Genomic DNA, 15821 nt, shown 5'->3' on the forward strand with positions numbered 1-15821 from the left:
CCAAGGTGCGCGACTTCCTGCATCGCTCGACGACGTCTCGATGCGTGCGCCGCCGTCGCGGCGTTCCGATACGGGTGCGTCGTCCACGGTGTCCGGAACGCGCCGGCGGTGGATGCCCGGCCGTCTTGATCATGCCGGCGATGGCGGGTCGCTTCGCATGCGTCCCCCGCCTCATGCCGCCCGGGTCCGGCGTCGGCGGCGCGCAACCGGGCGGGCCAATTCAGAATGCGTGATCGCCGCAGGGGCGTTCCGATACCGGCACGTCGCCAACGATGTTCGAAGCGCAACGCCGGTGGATGCCCGGCAGCATTGAAACCCTGGCGGCCATTGCGGGCCGCTGCACATGCGTCCGCCGCCCCATGCTGCCCGGGACCGGAGTCAGCCGCGCGCCCCCGGACGGGCCCACTGAGAACGCGTTACAACCGCTGTGGCGCTCCGATACAGGCGCATCGCCAATCTATTCGGAATGCGCCCTCGGCAAATGCCCGGCGGTATTGGCACCCTGTCGGCAATAGCGGACCTTCGCCTGCTTCCCCGCCCCATGCTGCCCGAGCCTGGGACCCGCAGCGTGCTAGAGCGGGCCCACTCAGAAAATGTGTTCGGCGTCCGCCGGCGGAACGACCCATGCGTGCATGCGTTCTTCGTAGACCGAGACGTTCGGCGCGGGGAAGCTCGGATCGGCGAACGCCCCGACGGGAATCGCCAGGTACGCCTCCAGTCCCTCGGGTTCGTAGTAAACCGTCGAGCCGCAGTGGGGGCAGAAGTGGAATGTGATGCGGGAGCCTTCGTCACCGACGCGCACGTACTCGGATGAAGTCCCTGAAAGCGATACGTCCTCGCGACGGAATCTGGCCTGCTGGCTGAAGGCGCTGCCCGTCCTGCGCTGGCAGGCGAGGCAGTGGCAGATGGAGATACGTACCGGCTCGCCGACGACCTCGGCGCTGAGCTGGCCGCAACTGCAGGATGCTAGACGTCGAGACATAGGTCCTGAGGATCGTGGTCGTCAATGGCTGGATGATAGCGGCAGCGGCGGCCATGGTCAGCCCGGTTTTCAAAACCGCCGCCCGCACGACGTCGACTATCGCGATGACCGCGACCCGGTCGACGCCGCCGCGCACCTCGATCGGTTGCAGCCGACGCTCGCACCGGGGAAGCGGAGGGACGGTTGCGCGGAAACCGTCGGCGCAGCCGGACGCCTGGAAAATCGTCGAGCGGGCGACACGCGAAGCCGCCGGCATCCCCCCGCATCGCCGCGCCGGTTACGCGACCGACTATTCCGGCGCGTACTGCGCGATGCCGTTGCCGAACGACCAGTTCTCCTTGCGGACCTCGACGAGATTGATGAACACGTCCTCGGGACGCACCCCGGGCGACGCCGCGAGCGCCTCGACGATCTGCCGGTACAACGCCCGCTTCTGCTCCGGCCCGCGGGAATCGGTGACCGTGATCTGGATCATCACGAGATCGTCGCTGCGCGCGATGCCCAGGTACTGACGGTCGTAGAGGAAGTTGTCGTCGCGATGCTCGGTGACGGCCATGAAAAGGTCGTCGTCGGGCACGTTGAACACGCGCGTCAAGGCCTGTTGAATGCCGGCTGACAAGGCGCGGCGATACGCGGCCGGCTTGCCTTCGCGCAACGCGATTCGGGTGAACGGCATGGCGGTTCTCCTGATTGAGGGGGACGGGACGGTCGTCAAATCCACCTTCAGCTTAGGCACCCCCATCTATAATGAACAGATATCAATGAATATTTCATCCATTTCCACCTGAAATGAAACCCCTCGATCTCGATGCCGTGCGCGCGTTCGTGCTGGTGGCCGATCTCGCGAGCTTCACGCGCGCCGCCGACGCGCTCGGCACCACCCAATCGGCCGTCAGCCTGAAGCTCAAGCGGCTCGAAACCCATCTCGGCAAGCCGCTGCTCGCGCGCACGCCGCGCGTCGTGAAGCTCGCGCCCGACGGCGCGCGCTTCCTGCCGGCCGCCCGCGCGCTGCTCGACGCGCACGAGCAGGCGCTCGGCGCGCTCGCGGCCACGCCGCGGCGGCTCGTGCTCGGCGTCAGCGAGCACGTCGCGGTGCCGGACCTGCCCGCCGTGCTGAGCGGCCTGCACCGGCACGACCCGGGGCTCGCGCTCGAAATGCACCTCGGCACCTCGAGCGACCTGCTCGCCCGCTACGACGACCGCCGCCTCGACGCCGTCATCGTGCGCCACGAGCCCACGGAAGACCCGCCCCGCGACGACGGCACGCTGCTGTTCAGCGAACCGCTGGCCTGGCTCGCCGCGCCCGGCTGGACGCCGCGCGCGGGCGAGCCGCTGCCGCTCGCGGTGCTGGCCGGCCCGTGCGGGGTCCGCTCGGCCGCGCTGCGCGCGCTCGAGCGGGCCGGGCTGCCGTGGCGCGAACGCTTCACGGGCGGCGGCGTCGCCGCGGTCGCCGCCGCCGCCGCAGCGGGCCTCGCCGTCTCCCCGCTCGCGCGCCGCGTCGCGCCGCGCACGCTGGTCGAGGTCGGCGCGCGCCTCGGCCTGCCGCCGCTGCCCGAATCGCAGGTCGTGCTGTACTCGCGGGTGCGCGACGCGCGCTCGATCGACACGCTGCGTCGTTTCGCCGACAGTCTCGCCGGGCCGGCGTAGACTAGCGGGTCGCGCCACTGCCGCCGCCCACCCGACTCCGATCCGCCGCATGACACCGTCCGCCCGCCAACACCTTCGCGCCAACCTGCTGATGCTCGCCGCCGCCGCGATCTGGGGGTCGGCATTCGTCGCCCAACGCCTGAGCCTCGACGTGATCGGGCCGTTCCTGTTCACCGGGCTGCGCTTCCTGCTCGGCGCGGCGGTGCTGACGCCGCTGCTGTGGATGAAGGCGTCCGCGCGCGCCCAACTCGCGGCGATCGCGCGCGACCGCACGCTGCTGCTGCCCGGCATCGCGCTCGGCGCGCTGCTCGCGGTCTCGATCTCGCTGCAGCAGATCGGCCTCCAGTACACGAAGATCGCCAATGCCGGCTTCATCAGTTCGCTGTACGTCGTGCTCGTGCCGCTCCTCGGCGTGCTGCTGCGCCACCGCACCGGCCTCGGCACCTGGTTCGGCGCGCTGCTCGCCGCGCTCGGCCTGTACTTCCTCAGCATCGACGAGCACTTCTCGATCCTGTACGGCGACTGGTTCCAGCTCGCGGGCGCGTTCGTGATCGCCGCGCACGTGATGGCGGTCGGCTATCTCGCGCGCCGCCACGATCCGCTCGTGCTGTCGTTCCTGCAGTTCGTGGTCTGCGGCCTGCTGTGCAGCGCGCTCGGCGCCGTGTTCGAGCCGTTCAGCCTGACCATGCTCCGGCACGCGCTGCCCACGCTGCTGTACGGCGGCCTGCTGTCGGTCGGCGTCGGCTATACGCTGCAGGTCGTCGCGCAGCGCAACGCCGCGCCCGCGCACGCCGCCGTGATCTTCAGCATGGAAGGCGTATTCGCCGCGTTCGCCGGCTGGGCCGCGCTGGGCGAAACCCTGTCGGCGCGCGCGCTGCTCGGCTGCGCGCTGATGCTGGCCGGCCTGCTCGCGTGCCAGTTGCTGCCCACCCGCGACGCCGCACCCGGCAACGACGCGCAACCGGCCTGAGACCGCCCTGCCCGACCCATCCCTATAATGGCGCTTGGTTCCATTCCCGCACCCTGATCCAGAACACGCCGTGACTCCGCTCTCCGCCGATCCGGCCGCCGCGCTGCTGCGCGCGCGCGCCGCGTACTTCGCCGCCGAAACGGCGCGCTTCGCGCGCGACCAGGTCCTGTCCACGGTCTCGCACGACCTGCGCGGGCCGCTCAACGCCATGCACAGCTGGGCCTACGTGCTCGAACGCCAGCTCGCCCACGCGGACGCCAACGTCCTGCGCGCGCTTGCCGGCATCCGCACCGGCATCGAACAGCAGACGAAGCTGATCGAGACGCAGGTCGACGCGCCGCGCGCCGCGACCCGCGCGCTCGCGCTCGATTGCGCCGCCGTCGCGCCCGCCGAACTCGCGCAGCAGGCGGCGGCGCTCGCGCGCCTCGCCCTTGCCGACGCGCGCGGCACGCCGCTCGAAATCGAACCGGCGCCCGACCTGGCCGCGATCATCTCCGCCGACGGCGAGCGGCTCGCCCAGGCGCTGTTCGCCATGCTGACCTACGCGGCCGAGGCCGGCGCGCCGCATCGCACGGTCACGCTCGCCGCCTCGTCGGACGCCGCCACGCTGCGCTTCGAGGTGCGCTTCACCGTGCACCGCGACGCACTCGTCGATGCGGCCCTGCCTCACCTGCTCGAAGCGTTCGCGCGCGAGCAGGCCTTGCAGGTGCAGGACGCGAAGCGCGGCGCCTGGGCGCTCGGGCTGTGCCTGCGCGTCGCGCAGGCGCATGGCGGCGCCTTCGCGCAGGACCCGCTCGTCGACGGCGCGCCGTCCACGCTGGCGCTGACGCTGCCGCGCACGGCCGTCCGCTGAGCGCGCTGCGCAACGCAAATCATTACGTTTTCCTTTCCAGCCCTATACTGACGCTTCTTTCATTTCCGGAGTGATTTCTTGATACAGATCTTCGCGCTCATCGGCGCGTTGTTCCTGGTGGCCCTGAACGGTTTCTTCGTCGCGGCCGAATTCGGCCTCGTCAAGCTGCGCGCGACCCGCGTCAAGACGCTCGCGCGCCAGCACGGGCTGCGCGGCCGCATCCTGCGCATCGTCCATGCGCGCCTCGACGCCTATCTGTCCGCCTGTCAGCTCGGCATCACGCTCGCCTCGCTCGGCCTCGGCTGGATCGGCGAGCCCGCGTTCTCCCAGCTGCTGACGCCGCTCCTGGCGGCGCTCGGGGTCGAGTCCGAGCAGGTCGTGCACCTGGTCTCGCTCGTGTTCGCGTTCTCGCTGATCTCGTTCCTGCACATCGTCGTCGGCGAGCTGGCGCCGAAATCGATGGCGATCCGCGAGTCGGAGAAGGTCGGCCTGTGGGTGGCCCTGCCGCTGTACGCGTTCTACTGGGCGATGTATCCGGCGATCTGGGTGCTGAACACGAGCGCGAACGCGATCCTGCGCATGGTGGGGCTGTCCGCCGGGCACGGCGACGACGCCCACTACTCGACCGACGAGCTGAAGCTGATCCTGCGCAGCCGCCGCAACGCGGCGGGCGCGTCGAAGACGGCGAAGGCCGCGTACAGCACCGACGAATGGAATACGCTCGCGCATTCCCTCGATTTCTCGTCGATGACGGTGTCGGACCTGATGCGCCCCGCGCACGAGATGGTCGGCCTGCGCCGCGACGTCTCGCTCGCCGACAACATGGAGGTGGTCGCTCGGCACCGCTTCAGCCGCTATCCGCTGTTCGGCGATGCATCGCGCGAACACGTGGGCGGCCTGATCCACCTGAAGGACCTGCTGCTCGCGCGCCACGCGGGCGCGGCGCTCGACGACCTGTCCGACTACGTGCGCCCGGTCCAGTACGTGAAACCCGACACGCCCGCGCTCGACCTGTTCCGGCGCTTCCGCAAGGGCGCGCCGCATTTCGCGCTGGTCGGCAACAAGCATGAGAAGCCGATCGGCTTCCTGACGCTCGACAACCTGCTCGGCGCGCTGGTCGGCCAGATCCACGACGAATTCCGCCAGGGCGCATCGGACTGGAGCCGCCTCGACGACGGCACGCTGATGGGCAAGGGCAGCCTGCCCGTGGTGTCGCTCGAACAGGCGCTCGGCATCGACATCGACGAAGGGCGCGCCGAGTCGGTCGGCGGCCTCGTGATCCAGGCGTTGAGCGACCTGCCGAGCGAAGGCCAGCGTGTGTCGTTCGAACGCTTCGACGTGGTCGTGAAGAAAATGATCGGGCCGCGCATCGTGCTGGTGCGCGTCTATCCGAAGGCGGCGAAGGAAGCGGACGAATAAGCGCCGCCCGCGCCTCCTCGCGAAGGCGCGCGACCGCGAGGTCGCGCGCCTTTTTTCATGCGCCGTCGCGCAGCAGGTCGCCGCGGATCCAGTCGAGCACCGATGCGTGCCGCGGTTGCCAGCCCAGCACGCTGCGCGCGCGTTCGCCGCGCACCCGGCTGTTCGAGCCGAGGCCGTAGTTCGCCATCTCGTAGCCCCATTCCGCTTCCGCGTCGGCGAGCGGCCAGTCCTGCGCCGCGCCCAGCCCCATCGCGGCGGCGATCGCCGCCGTCATGTCGCGGTACGACGCCTCGCCGTTCTCGACGAAGTAGAACGCGCCCGCCGGCGTCTTCGCCAACGCGAGGCGGTACAGGTCGACCACGTCGTCGATATGCACGTTCGACCAGATGTTGAGCCCGCGCCCGACATGGCGCACGATCCCGCTCTTGCGCGCCTGGCGCACGAGGCGCGGCAGCTGCACTCTCTCGCGCGGCAGGCCGCGGCCGTGTCCGTAGATCAGCGTGTTGCACAGTACCGCGCTGCGCACGCCCTCCTCGGCGGCCGCCAGCACGCGGCGGTCGAGCGCGACCCGCGCGGCCTTGTCCGGCGTCGGCTCCGGCAGCGCATCCTCGTGATAGATCCGTTCGCTGCCTTCGCCGCCCGAGGCGTCGCCGACGATGCTCGACCCGCTCGTGTGCAGCAGCACCTTGCCCGAGCCGCGCAGCCCGTCGATCAGCGCCTCGATCGCGCCGCGATGATCGCTGCTCGCCGCATTGACGACCGCGTCCGCCGCGCCAGCCTGCGCGGCCAGCAGCGCGTGCGCGTCGAGCGTGCCCGTCACCGGCGTCACGCCGATCCGCGCGAGCGCGTCGGCCTGCGCCGGATCGCGCACGAGCCCGCTCACCCGATGGCCGTCGGCGACGAGCCCCGCCGCGATCGAACCGCCGATGAAGCCGCCCGCGCCTGTCACGAAAATGTTCATGCCGCCCTCCTTGTGTCGATGCCAGATGGAATGGCGTCAGTGTGGCCGCACGCGCGCGCCGGAAAAACCGTGCTAGGCTCAAGTCATTCTTGATTCCGGATCAACAATGAAGACCACGACCGAGGAACTGCAGATGTTCGTCGCGATCGTCGACAGCGGTTCGATCACCGCCGCCGCCGACCAGCTCGGGCAGACCGTCTCGGGCGTGAGCCGCGCGCTGCACCGCCTCGAACGCAAGCTCGGCGTCACGCTGTTACGCCGCACGACCCGCAGCTCGCAGCTGAGCGACGAGGGCGAACTGCTGCTCGCGCGCGCCCGCGACATCCTGCAGTCGATCGAGGAAGCGGAAACCGCGGTCGCGCTCGGCCGCGGGAAGCCGGCGGGCCGGCTGCGCGTCGACGCGGCCACGCCGTTCATGCTGCATGCGATCGTGCCGCACCTGCCCGCGTTCGTCGCGCGCTATCCGGACATCCAGCTCGAACTCAGCAACAACGAACGTTTCGTCGACCTGATCGAACAGCGGATCGACATCGCGATCCGGATCGGCGAGCTGCCCGATTCGTCGCTGCATGCGCGCGCGCTCGGCGCGAGCCCGCGCCGGCTGCTCGCGAGCCCCGCCTATCTCGCCGGACACGGCGCGCCGCGCACGCCCGCCGATCTGAAGCGGCACAGGCTGCTCGGCTTCACCGAACCCGACACGCTGAACCGCTGGCCCATCCGGCAGCGCGGCAGCGACTGGCTGCGCATCGAGCCGACGCTGGCCGCGTCGAGCGGCGAAACGCTGCGGCACATGGCGCTCGCGGGCCTCGGCATCGCCTGTCTCGCCGACTTCATGTGCGCGGCCGACGTCGCGGCGGGCCGCCTCGTGCCGCTGCTGCCCCGCGCCATGAGCGAGCATCGGCAACCCGTATCCGCCGTGTATTATCGGCACGCTGCGCTGACCGGCCGCGTGCAGGGCTTTCTCGACTTCCTCGCGCAGCACGTGAAACTCTAGCGAGCCGCGCGCGGCTTACTTCATCCCGGCCGTTTCTCCCGCCTTTCCCGCATGCCCGACGCTCACCCGCTGCCCGCGCACTACCTGATCACGCCCGAGCCCGCCTCCGGCGCCGACGCCGATCTGGCCGACTTCCTCGCGCGCCTGTCGGCCGCGCTCGAGGGCGGCCATCGGCTCGTCCAGCTGCGCGTGAAATCGCTGCCCGCCGGGGCATACGCGACACTCGCGGCCGATGCCGTCGCGCGCTGCCACGCCCACGCGGCGCGCATCGTGCTCAACGGCCCGCTCGATCCGGCGCGCGCGCTCGCAAGCGGCGCGGACGGCGTGCATCTGGGCAGCCTCGCGCTCGCCGCGCTGGAGGCGCGGCCGCTGCCGGCCGAGCGCCTGCTGTCGGTCGCCTGTCACTCGCGGGAACACGTCCTGCGGGCCATGCGCATCGGCGCGGATTGCGCGACGCTCTCGCCCGTGCTGCCGACGCTCACCCATCCGGGCGCGCCCACGCTGGGCTGGGAACGCTTCGCCGCCTGCGCGGCGGATGCGGGCCTGCCGATCTACGCGCTCGGCGGCATGACGCCCGCGCTGCTGCCCGTCGCGCGCGCGCACGGCGCGCACGGCATCGCGGGGATTCGCGGCTTCTGGTAGGCGCCGCGCGTCACCAGGACGCGCGCGGGCGCGCGATGTCGTCGGGTGAATGGCGCGCGTCGTGCGTCAGCGCATAGTGATTGACGTCGCCCGTGAGCCATGCCACGAGCGCATACGGCGGCAGCACGCCGATGTCGACCCGGTCCCGCACGCGCGCCGGCGTCTCGAACACGATCGTCCCGTCGGGCGCGTCGTCGAAACGCAAGTCCTCCGGCGACAGATTCAGCGCCAGGCTCAGCACCTCGCCGTCACCCAGCCGCCACGCCGCGACCAGCGCATCGGTCTCCGCGCCGTCATCGGCGCGCAGCAGGTCGGCGCGTTGCGGCCGCGCATCGGCCAGCCTCGGCGCGATCAGCTTCGCGCGCACGGCCAGCGCCGACTGGACCACATGGCGGCGCTCGATGTCGCCGGCCGCCTCTTCGAAGACCAGCGGGATCTGCGGCGTCAGCAGCGACAGCGCAAGCGCCGCCAGCTCGGCCTCGCGCGCGGGCCGCACCGTCTGCGCCAGGCCGTCCGACAGGACGAGCGCGCTCATCGCCATCCCCTCCGCCGCGCCCGCGTCGCTGCGCTGGAACACCGCGCCGTCCGCCGTCAGCGCGCGCGCAAGCGCATGGATCGACTGGCGGTTCGACACGCCCTCGTGGCAGGCGCCGTCGTGACGGCCGGTCAGGCGATGCAGCGCGCGCTCGCCGCAACCGTTCCATTGCGCGTCGAAGTGCGTGTCCGCGAGATGCGCGGGGTGACGCTCGCTGCCGAGCACGAGATGCACGAGGCGATCGCCCGTGATCGCGCCATGCACCCGGTCGGCGATCTCGCGCAGCCAGATGCTGCCGATCCGGTCCGCCTCGCGCAGCCGCAGCCCGTCGCAGCGGTATTCCTCTAGCCAATACAGCGCGTTGTCGCAGAAGAAATCGCACACCTGCGGATGGTCGAGCGCGAGCGACGGCGCCTGCAGCGGATCGTCGCCGCTGCGGAAGAACGGCGCGGCATAGTGGCGCAATGCGTCGTCGCCGCCGCCGCCGAAACGCGCGAAGTCGAGATCGAGCAGCACCGCGAGGCCCTGCCCGTGGGCCGCGTCGATCAGCGACTTCAGTGCGTCGGGGCCGCCCTGCGCGGCGCTCGGCGCAAACGGCAGGCTGTCGTGCGCCGTGTGCGGCGTCGCCAGCAGTTCGAGCGCGGTCACGCCCATCCGCGCGAGTTGCGGCAGACGGCGCCGCACGCCGTCATAGCCGCCCGCGAGGCCCGGATCGATCGCGTACAGCGCGATCTCTTCCCACGGCCGGCCACGCCAGAACGTGTGCCGCCAGGTGAAGGCGCGCGGATCGACGACCTCGCTTTCGCCCGCGATGCCGTCGGGCTGCGCGCGCGAGGCCGGATCGGGAATCAGCAGCGCGCCGTCGAGCCGGTAACGGTAGCGGGTGCCCGCGCCGCATTCGGCGAACACCTCGAACCAGCCGTCGCCGGCATGCGTCATCGGCACGGTTCGCGCAGTCGCGCCCGGCGGCGTGCATTCGAGCGCGACCTCGGCATGGGCGGGCGCCCACAGGCGGAAATGGGTACGGGGTGTCGCACAGGCGGCGCCGCACGGCTGGGCGCCGAACGGCAGGCAGTGAGCATAGTGACGCGCGTACGGATCATGCGGACAATCGGACATGATTGCGCTCCTCGTGCGTGCAGAGGCATCGGACGCGCCGCCGGAGCGGGCGCGCATGCGTGCAGCGCTTGGCCGGACAGAACAGACTGATCAGTATGCGCTGAATCGCTCAGCAGCGCGTTCGATTTAAATCAGAACCGACCCCGGACGGCCATCTCACGCAACCGTGGGCGACGCGCGATGCGGATTCGCGCATCGCGCCGTTTGCGCTGGCCGTTTGCGCTGGCCGTTTGCGCTGGCCGTTTGCGCTGGCCGTTTGCGCTGGCCGTTTGCGCTGGCCGTTTGCGCTGGCCGTTTGCGCTGGCCGTTTGCGCTGGCCGTTTGCGCTGGCCGTTTGCGCTGGCCGTTTGCGCTGGCCGTTTGCGCTGGCCGTTTGCGCTGGCCGTTTGCGCTGGCCGTTTGCGCTGGCCGTTTGCGCTGGCCGTTTGCGCTGGCCGTTTGCGCTGGCCGTTTGCGCTGGCCGTTTGCGCTGGCCGTTTGCGCTGGCCGTTTGCGCTGGCCGTTTGCGCTGGCCGTTTGCGCTGGCCGTTTGCGCTGGCCGCCCCCATTGCTCCATGGGTCGCTAACTGCGCGCAGTTAGCGACCCATGGAGCGATACATCATCAGCGACGCAACGCGGGACGGCGGCAAGCGCGCATTCGGCCTTCACATGCAGAGCCGGCCCGCGCGTACCTGTCGCAGCTCCGCGCCGACGCACAGCCGGCCCCGCGCCGCACGCCCCATCCCGGATCAGCGCGCCGCGCCGGCCATGCTCGGCGACACCGTCTCCTCGCCGGATTCATCGGATTCACCGGCTCGCCTCCCGCACGTCGACGTGACGCGCCCGATCACCCGATCGAGCACCACGCCCGCATCGGCAGGCACGCCGTCGCCGCGCCACGCGACATGCTGGTCGGGCCGCACCAGCACCAGCCGGCGCGCATACAACTCGAACGCCGCATCCGACTCCAGCTCGACAATCGACAGCGGCACGCCGCGCGCACGCGCCGCAGCGCCGAGCCGCGCGCCGCCGTCGTCCGCCTGCGGATCGGCCTCCGCGCCGCGCGAGCGCACCCGCAGCAGCGTGAAACCCAAGCCCAGCAGATCGAACACCGAACGTCGCGCCCCGTCCTCGCCCGTCAGCCAGACGTGCGGCAGCCGGCCGCCCGGCACGCCGCTCGGCCGGTACACCAGCGGATCGTCCTCCGGCGGCACGCCGTCCGGCCACACGATCGGCGAACCGTCGTAGCGTGCGCCGAGTTCCACCCCCGGCGATTCGAACTGCGGCCGGAACGCCTGCAGTTTCTCGCCCAACTCGCGCCGCACGGCCTCGCCCGCCGCATCGTCCGACTCCACCTCCACCGGCACCCGCAGGTCCCCGACCTGGAAGGTCAGGAACCGCGCGGCCGCCGTGTTCCGGTACGCGATCGGCCGGCGCTCCGCTTCATACGACGCGAGCAGGCCCTCACCCGCCCAGCCCTCCAGCGCCGCCGCGAGTTTCCACGCGAGGTTCGCCGCGCCGTCGATGCCCGTGTTCATGCCGAAGCCGCCCGTCGGCGAGAACAGATGGGTCGCATCGCCCGCGAGGAACGCGCGCCCCGACGAGAAGCGCTGCGCCACCAGCGCCACCCCGCCCTGCCACGGCACGTGCGCGATCACCTCCACATCCACTTTCCGGCCCACGCCGTTCTGGATCCGCCGGATCACCGTCGCGTCGTCCGGCTCCCGTTCCTGCGCATCCGGCTTCGACATCAGCAGGAATTCATCGCCGCCGTTCAGGCTCACGAGCAGCATCCGCGCGCCCGGCGCCATCACGTTGTACATCCACGCCTTGCGACCGCGCAGCAGCTCGCCGTCCAGCGCCGGGATCCGCACGTAGCTCGAAAACATCCGTCCGCCCAGGAAGCCGTCGTGCGCGCCCCCCGGCCCTTCATAGGCGATGCCCAGCGTGCGGCGCACGAAGCTCTGGCCGCCGTCGCAACCCACCAGATAGGAGGCGCGCCAACGCTCGCCCGGCGCGCCGCCGTCGGCCGGCTCGGCGGCCAGCGTCACACCCGCCGCGTCCTGTTCGAATCCCGTCACGCGCCAGCCATAGCGCAGCGTGATGTTCGCGCGCGTGCCCGCATGCGCGAGCAGGAAGCGCTCCACGTACATCTGGTTCGCGCGCAGCAGCGGTTCGGGCTCCTGATCGCGCTCTCCCGCTTCCTGCGCGACGCGCGCGCGCTCGCGCTCCGTGCCCATCGCCAGCCGCGTCAGCTCCCAGCCCGCGAGCCGCGTGAAATAGGCGATGTCGCGCGGGTGATCCACCGGCAGGCCCAGCCCGCGCACCGCGTCCGCGATGCCCAACCGTCGGTAGTGCTCCATCGTCCGCGCGTTGTGCGTACTGCCCTTCGGATGCCAGCGGCTGTCCCTCTCCAGGTTGAAGACCACGGTCGCCACGCCGTGACGATCGAGGAACAGCGCCAGCATCAGGCCCACCGGCCCGCCGCCCACGATCGCGACCGGGCGCTGCGGCATACCGTCGAGCGCCTCCGGCGACGCGCCTTCCAGGGTGTCCACGGTTGCCGTGCTCACGCGCCGGGCCCTCCCGTTTCGCGCGCGGCCGGACACAGCCGCAGGATGTCGTAACGATGCGCGCCCTCTCCCTCGCCATACGCCGACGCCACCACCGTCGAGGCATAGCCGTGTTCGCCGAGCAAGGTCTTCAGCGCGGCTTCGTCGCCCTGGCTGCTGAAGCCGATCAGCAGCTGGCCACCCGGGCTCAGGTAGGACGGCGCCTCCCGCAGGAAGCGGCGATGCGCCGCGTACCCGGCGTCGCAGAACGCACGCAGGATCGGCTGCTCGAACGCGTAGTCGTCCGGCACGAACACGAAGTTCGAATTCCAGAAGATCACGTCGAACCTTTCACCCGCCTCCAGTACGTCGAACAGATCTCCATGACGCGTCGACACCCGTCCCGCCACGCCGTGACGCAGCGCATTCGCGCGCGCATTCTCCACCGCGGCCTCGCTGATGTCCGACGCCACCACGCGCGTACACCCCGACAAGGCCGCCGTCACCGCGGTCACGCCCGCGCCGCAGCCGATCTCCAGGAACGCGCCGCCGGACGGATACGGCAGGTAACGCGTGAAGATCCCCGTCGATTGGAAGTGCGTCGGCGGAAACACGTCCTCATGCACCTCGAAGCTGCGCCCGTCGCACACGTACCGCGTCACCCGCTCCGCTTCCGCGACGGCCAGCCGCTGTCGCACCGACGTGATCGCGCCGGATTCGTAGTCCTGATTGCTCATCGGTCGTGCCTGCTCCATTCAGAGATTGACCATCGGTGCGCGTCGTCGGCCGAGGCGCGCGTCGTGCCGCCGCGCCGGGCTCCGGGCGGAAGCAGGCCCGCTTCCGCCGCTGATTCGTCACGACAGACGAATGGCCGTTCCGGCGACACGCCGTACCCGTCCGGGCCGCGCCGGCGGCGGAAAAATGCGCCGGCGGCGCCCGGCTCGCCGGCCGGAGCCGCGCCCGAACCCGGACGCGGCTCCGTCACGCGCCCGGATTCACACCACCTCAAGCTCCGCCACGCGCTCGGCCTCGCCCTTCACGCAATCCGCGAGCCGCTTCAGCAGGCTCAGCGGCCGCGCATGCTGGAACACGTTGCGACCGATGCACAGCCCGCTCGCGCCTTGCTCCACCACCGTGCGCGTCATCGCCACCAGCCCCTCCTCGCCCGCCTTCTCCCCGCCCGCGAAGAAAATCCGGATGTCCCCGCCGTGACGACGCACCAGCCCTCCGATCTCCTGCAGCGATTCCGGATACGCGAGCTTCACCGCATCCGAACCCAGCTCCGCCACCACCCGCACCAGGTGATTCAGCCGGCCCGAACGTTCCGCCTGCGTCGGCGCCTTCACCTTGTCGTACAGCATCGTCAGCAGCGGCAGGCCCACCGCGTGCGCCGCGTCCGTCACCGCCCCCAGCATCGCGAAGTTGTGCGCGAAGTTCTCCTCCGTGAAGTTCACCTGCATCGACACCGCATCCGCTCCCAGCTTCAGCGCCGTCTCGATGTCCGACACCATCACCTTCGTGTCCGCGTCCGGCGACAGGCTCGCCATCCCGTTCAGGTGCACGATCACCCCCGTCGACGGGTGCAGCCGCTCCCGCACGATCAGGCGCTCGATCAAGCCCTTGTGCCCCAGCACCGCGCTCAGGTGCGGGCTGCCGATCCATCCGTCGAACGCGTCCGTCGCCTCCATCCCCGCGATCGGCCCCAAGGTCAGTCCATGATCCACCGGCACGATCAGCCCTCGCTGCGACTCCGGGAACAGAATCCGACGCTCTCTCAGTTTCCTGCCGACGTAGCCCATGTCCCCTCCTACTTCTCGATGATCGTCTCGTTGATCTTGATCCCCACGTGACGACCCGGCTCCGTCACGTAGCCCAGTACCTTGTCTCCCGGCTTCAGTTCCGAGATGTTCAGCGGCTTCGCCCCATCCGAGAACACCCGCACGTGCCAGTCGTCCTGCATCAGGATGTTCACCCGCTCCTTGCCCGCGAACTCCACCTCGATCAGCCGCAGCGGACGCTGCTCGATCTTCATCCGCCCCACCGATGCGCGCCGCACACGCCCCTTCGAATTCACCAGCATCACGGGCGACCCCGCCTTCAGCTCGCTCATGTAGTCGGTCCGGTTGCCCGTGTTGAACACATACGAGTGCACCGCCCCCGCGTTCACCCGGAACGGCCGCAGCTCCATGTACGGCAGGAAGAACACCTCCGGGCAGCACAGCAGCCCACCCTGCGACGTGCTCCCCACCAGCATCCCTTCATCCGGATCGAACAGCGTCGACGTGTCGATGCACGCCCGGTAGCCCATCCCCACCGGCCGGCTCTCCACCACCGTCCCCACCTGGATCGACAGGTTCGCGTGCTCCGCCTCCGACATCTGGTCCAGGAACGTCGTCATCACCTGGTGGTCGCGCGGCGAGAAAATCACCCCTTCCGCCCCGTACTCCATCACCCCGTACGACACGATCGCGTCGTCCACGTTGGCCGGATCCTTGATCTCCTTCATCAGGATCGTCCCCGTCGACTGCAGCGAGGCGATCACCAGTTCGAGCGGAATGTTGGTCGGGTCGCGGAACAGGATCCACAGATAGTTGAAGCCCAGCCCATCGTTGATCGAGCCCAGCAGGCTCTCGCGGTCGTCCACGTAGCTCGTGTAGCAGGTCGTGAAACCTTCCGCGCCGAGCGCGCGCAGCGCCGCCGCGTCGTGGTACGCCACGCTGCGCCGGCGCTTGCCGTCCGGCTTGAACGCCGCGTGCTGCGGGCTGTCTCGGAACGCCTTGAGTTCCGCCGCGTCGCGCAGCTTCAGCACCACCTGCATCCGCTCCGGGATCGCCGGCAGCAGGTTCGCCGCGTTCTCCAGGTACACCACCACCCCGCTGTACAGCGAATTGATCACCCGCACGAACACGCTGTCGTCCGGCTGCGGCTTCGCCAGTTGCACCGTGTCGTACCACACCAGCTGCCCGTCCAGCCCCGAGCGTTTGGACTCGCCGCCGCCGCCCACGTTGGTCAGCTTCACCGAGGTCCGCTTCGCCACCGTCTCCGGCGTCTCGAACCGCGCCGCCGCCGGCGCGTCCTGTACCGCCTGCGCTTCCTTGACCTTCGCTACGACACTCGCGTTGCTCATGCGTGCTCTCTCCTGATCGATGATTGAAGGCCCGCGCCGC

At 70.4% G+C, this 15821-nt stretch carries 14 protein-coding genes; 6 read left to right on the plus strand and 8 right to left on the minus strand.

Features of this window, described 5'->3' with window-relative positions; all coding sequences use genetic code 11:
* Positions 1-586: 586 nt before the first annotated feature.
* Together Bsp3421_RS14470 and Bsp3421_RS14475 are read right to left on the minus strand one after the other, a co-directional pair.
* Positions 587-982 (minus strand): GFA family protein, encoded by a 396-nt coding sequence (locus Bsp3421_RS14470; protein ID WP_273996628.1) that lies wholly within the window; start codon positions 980-982, stop codon positions 587-589.
* A gap of 289 nt (positions 983-1271) precedes the next feature.
* Complete coding sequence (locus Bsp3421_RS14475; RefSeq protein WP_273996629.1) at positions 1272-1658, minus strand: tautomerase family protein; 387 nt, start codon at positions 1656-1658, stop codon at positions 1272-1274.
* 113 nt (positions 1659-1771) lie between these two features.
* Between Bsp3421_RS14475 and Bsp3421_RS14480 the strand changes: the two genes are divergently transcribed.
* The 4 genes from Bsp3421_RS14480 (at position 1772) to Bsp3421_RS14495 (ending at position 5871) form a co-directional block, all read left to right on the plus strand.
* Positions 1772-2629 (plus strand): LysR family transcriptional regulator, encoded by an 858-nt coding sequence (locus Bsp3421_RS14480; protein WP_273996630.1) that lies wholly within the window; start codon positions 1772-1774, stop codon positions 2627-2629.
* A gap of 49 nt (positions 2630-2678) precedes the next feature.
* Positions 2679-3599 (plus strand): DMT family transporter, encoded by a 921-nt coding sequence (locus tag Bsp3421_RS14485; protein WP_273996631.1) that lies wholly within the window; start codon positions 2679-2681, stop codon positions 3597-3599.
* Positions 3600-3669: 70 nt separating this feature from the next.
* Positions 3670-4452, plus strand: a complete 783-nt coding sequence (locus tag Bsp3421_RS14490; protein ID WP_273996632.1) for a sensor histidine kinase — start codon at positions 3670-3672, stop codon at positions 4450-4452.
* A 78-nt stretch (positions 4453-4530) separates the two neighbouring features.
* Positions 4531-5871 carry a hemolysin family protein gene (locus tag Bsp3421_RS14495; RefSeq protein ID WP_273996633.1) on the plus strand — a complete coding sequence of 447 codons (1341 nt, stop codon included), beginning with the start codon at positions 4531-4533 and terminating at the stop codon, positions 5869-5871.
* Between the two features lie 55 nt (positions 5872-5926).
* On the opposite strand, the gene Bsp3421_RS14500 is transcribed toward Bsp3421_RS14495, so the two are convergent.
* Entirely contained in the window at positions 5927-6832 is a 906-nt protein-coding gene (locus Bsp3421_RS14500) for an NAD-dependent epimerase/dehydratase family protein (protein WP_273996634.1), read from the minus strand.
* 106 nt (positions 6833-6938) lie between these two features.
* Between Bsp3421_RS14500 and Bsp3421_RS14505 the strand changes: the two genes are divergently transcribed.
* Together Bsp3421_RS14505 and Bsp3421_RS14510 are read left to right on the plus strand one after the other, a co-directional pair.
* On the plus strand, positions 6939-7826 hold the full coding sequence (locus Bsp3421_RS14505; protein ID WP_273996635.1) for a LysR family transcriptional regulator: 888 nt from the start codon (positions 6939-6941) through the stop codon (positions 7824-7826).
* 51 nt (positions 7827-7877) lie between these two features.
* On the plus strand, positions 7878-8468 hold the full coding sequence (locus Bsp3421_RS14510) for a thiamine phosphate synthase (RefSeq protein ID WP_273996636.1): 591 nt from the start codon (positions 7878-7880) through the stop codon (positions 8466-8468).
* Positions 8469-8478: 10 nt separating this feature from the next.
* Here the strand turns inward: Bsp3421_RS14510 and Bsp3421_RS14515 are convergent, their stop codons facing one another.
* From Bsp3421_RS14515 to Bsp3421_RS14535, 5 genes are all read right to left on the minus strand, one after another.
* Positions 8479-10122, minus strand: coding sequence for a DUF3459 domain-containing protein (locus tag Bsp3421_RS14515; protein WP_273996637.1), 1644 nt, complete (start codon positions 10120-10122; stop codon positions 8479-8481).
* Positions 10123-10851: 729 nt separating this feature from the next.
* A complete protein-coding gene (locus Bsp3421_RS14520) occupies positions 10852-12675 on the minus strand; it encodes an FAD-dependent monooxygenase (RefSeq protein ID WP_273996638.1) in 1824 nt (607 codons plus the stop codon).
* Positions 12672-13391, minus strand: a complete 720-nt coding sequence (locus Bsp3421_RS14525) for a class I SAM-dependent methyltransferase (RefSeq protein WP_273996639.1) — start codon at positions 13389-13391, stop codon at positions 12672-12674. Before Bsp3421_RS14525 ends, Bsp3421_RS14520 begins: the two co-directional genes overlap by 4 nt.
* 258 nt (positions 13392-13649) lie before the next feature.
* Entirely contained in the window at positions 13650-14453 is an 804-nt protein-coding gene (locus Bsp3421_RS14530) for a class I fructose-bisphosphate aldolase (protein WP_273996640.1), read from the minus strand.
* 8 nt (positions 14454-14461) lie between these two features.
* Positions 14462-15781, minus strand: a complete 1320-nt coding sequence (locus Bsp3421_RS14535; RefSeq protein WP_273996641.1) for a 3-dehydroquinate synthase II — start codon at positions 15779-15781, stop codon at positions 14462-14464.
* Positions 15782-15821 lie beyond the last annotated feature (40 nt).

The sequence above is a fragment of the Burkholderia sp. FERM BP-3421 genome (assembly GCF_028657905.1).
GTDB lineage: Bacteria > Pseudomonadota > Gammaproteobacteria > Burkholderiales > Burkholderiaceae > Burkholderia.

Bases quoted from the DNA above. Each gene is read 5' to 3' on its own strand.
- Bsp3421_RS14480 (WP_273996630.1), top strand. From the start codon at position 1,772: ATGAAACCCCTCGATCTCGATGCCGTGCGCGCGTTCGTGCTGGTGGCC.
- Bsp3421_RS14505 (WP_273996635.1), top strand. From the start codon at position 6,939: ATGAAGACCACGACCGAGGAACTGCAGATGTTCGTCGCGATCGTCGAC.
- Bsp3421_RS14515 (WP_273996637.1), bottom strand. From the start codon at position 10,122: ATGTCCGATTGTCCGCATGATCCGTACGCGCGTCACTATGCTCACTGC.
- Bsp3421_RS14500 (WP_273996634.1), bottom strand. From the start codon at position 6,832: ATGAACATTTTCGTGACAGGCGCGGGCGGCTTCATCGGCGGTTCGATC.
- Bsp3421_RS14510 (WP_273996636.1), top strand. From the start codon at position 7,878: ATGCCCGACGCTCACCCGCTGCCCGCGCACTACCTGATCACGCCCGAG.
- Bsp3421_RS14485 (WP_273996631.1), top strand. From the start codon at position 2,679: ATGACACCGTCCGCCCGCCAACACCTTCGCGCCAACCTGCTGATGCTC.
- Bsp3421_RS14535 (WP_273996641.1), bottom strand. From the start codon at position 15,781: ATGAGCAACGCGAGTGTCGTAGCGAAGGTCAAGGAAGCGCAGGCGGTA.
- Bsp3421_RS14525 (WP_273996639.1), bottom strand. From the start codon at position 13,391: ATGAGCAATCAGGACTACGAATCCGGCGCGATCACGTCGGTGCGACAG.
- Bsp3421_RS14530 (WP_273996640.1), bottom strand. From the start codon at position 14,453: ATGGGCTACGTCGGCAGGAAACTGAGAGAGCGTCGGATTCTGTTCCCG.
- Bsp3421_RS14470 (WP_273996628.1), bottom strand. From the start codon at position 982: ATGTCTCGACGTCTAGCATCCTGCAGTTGCGGCCAGCTCAGCGCCGAG.
- Bsp3421_RS14475 (WP_273996629.1), bottom strand. From the start codon at position 1,658: ATGCCGTTCACCCGAATCGCGTTGCGCGAAGGCAAGCCGGCCGCGTAT.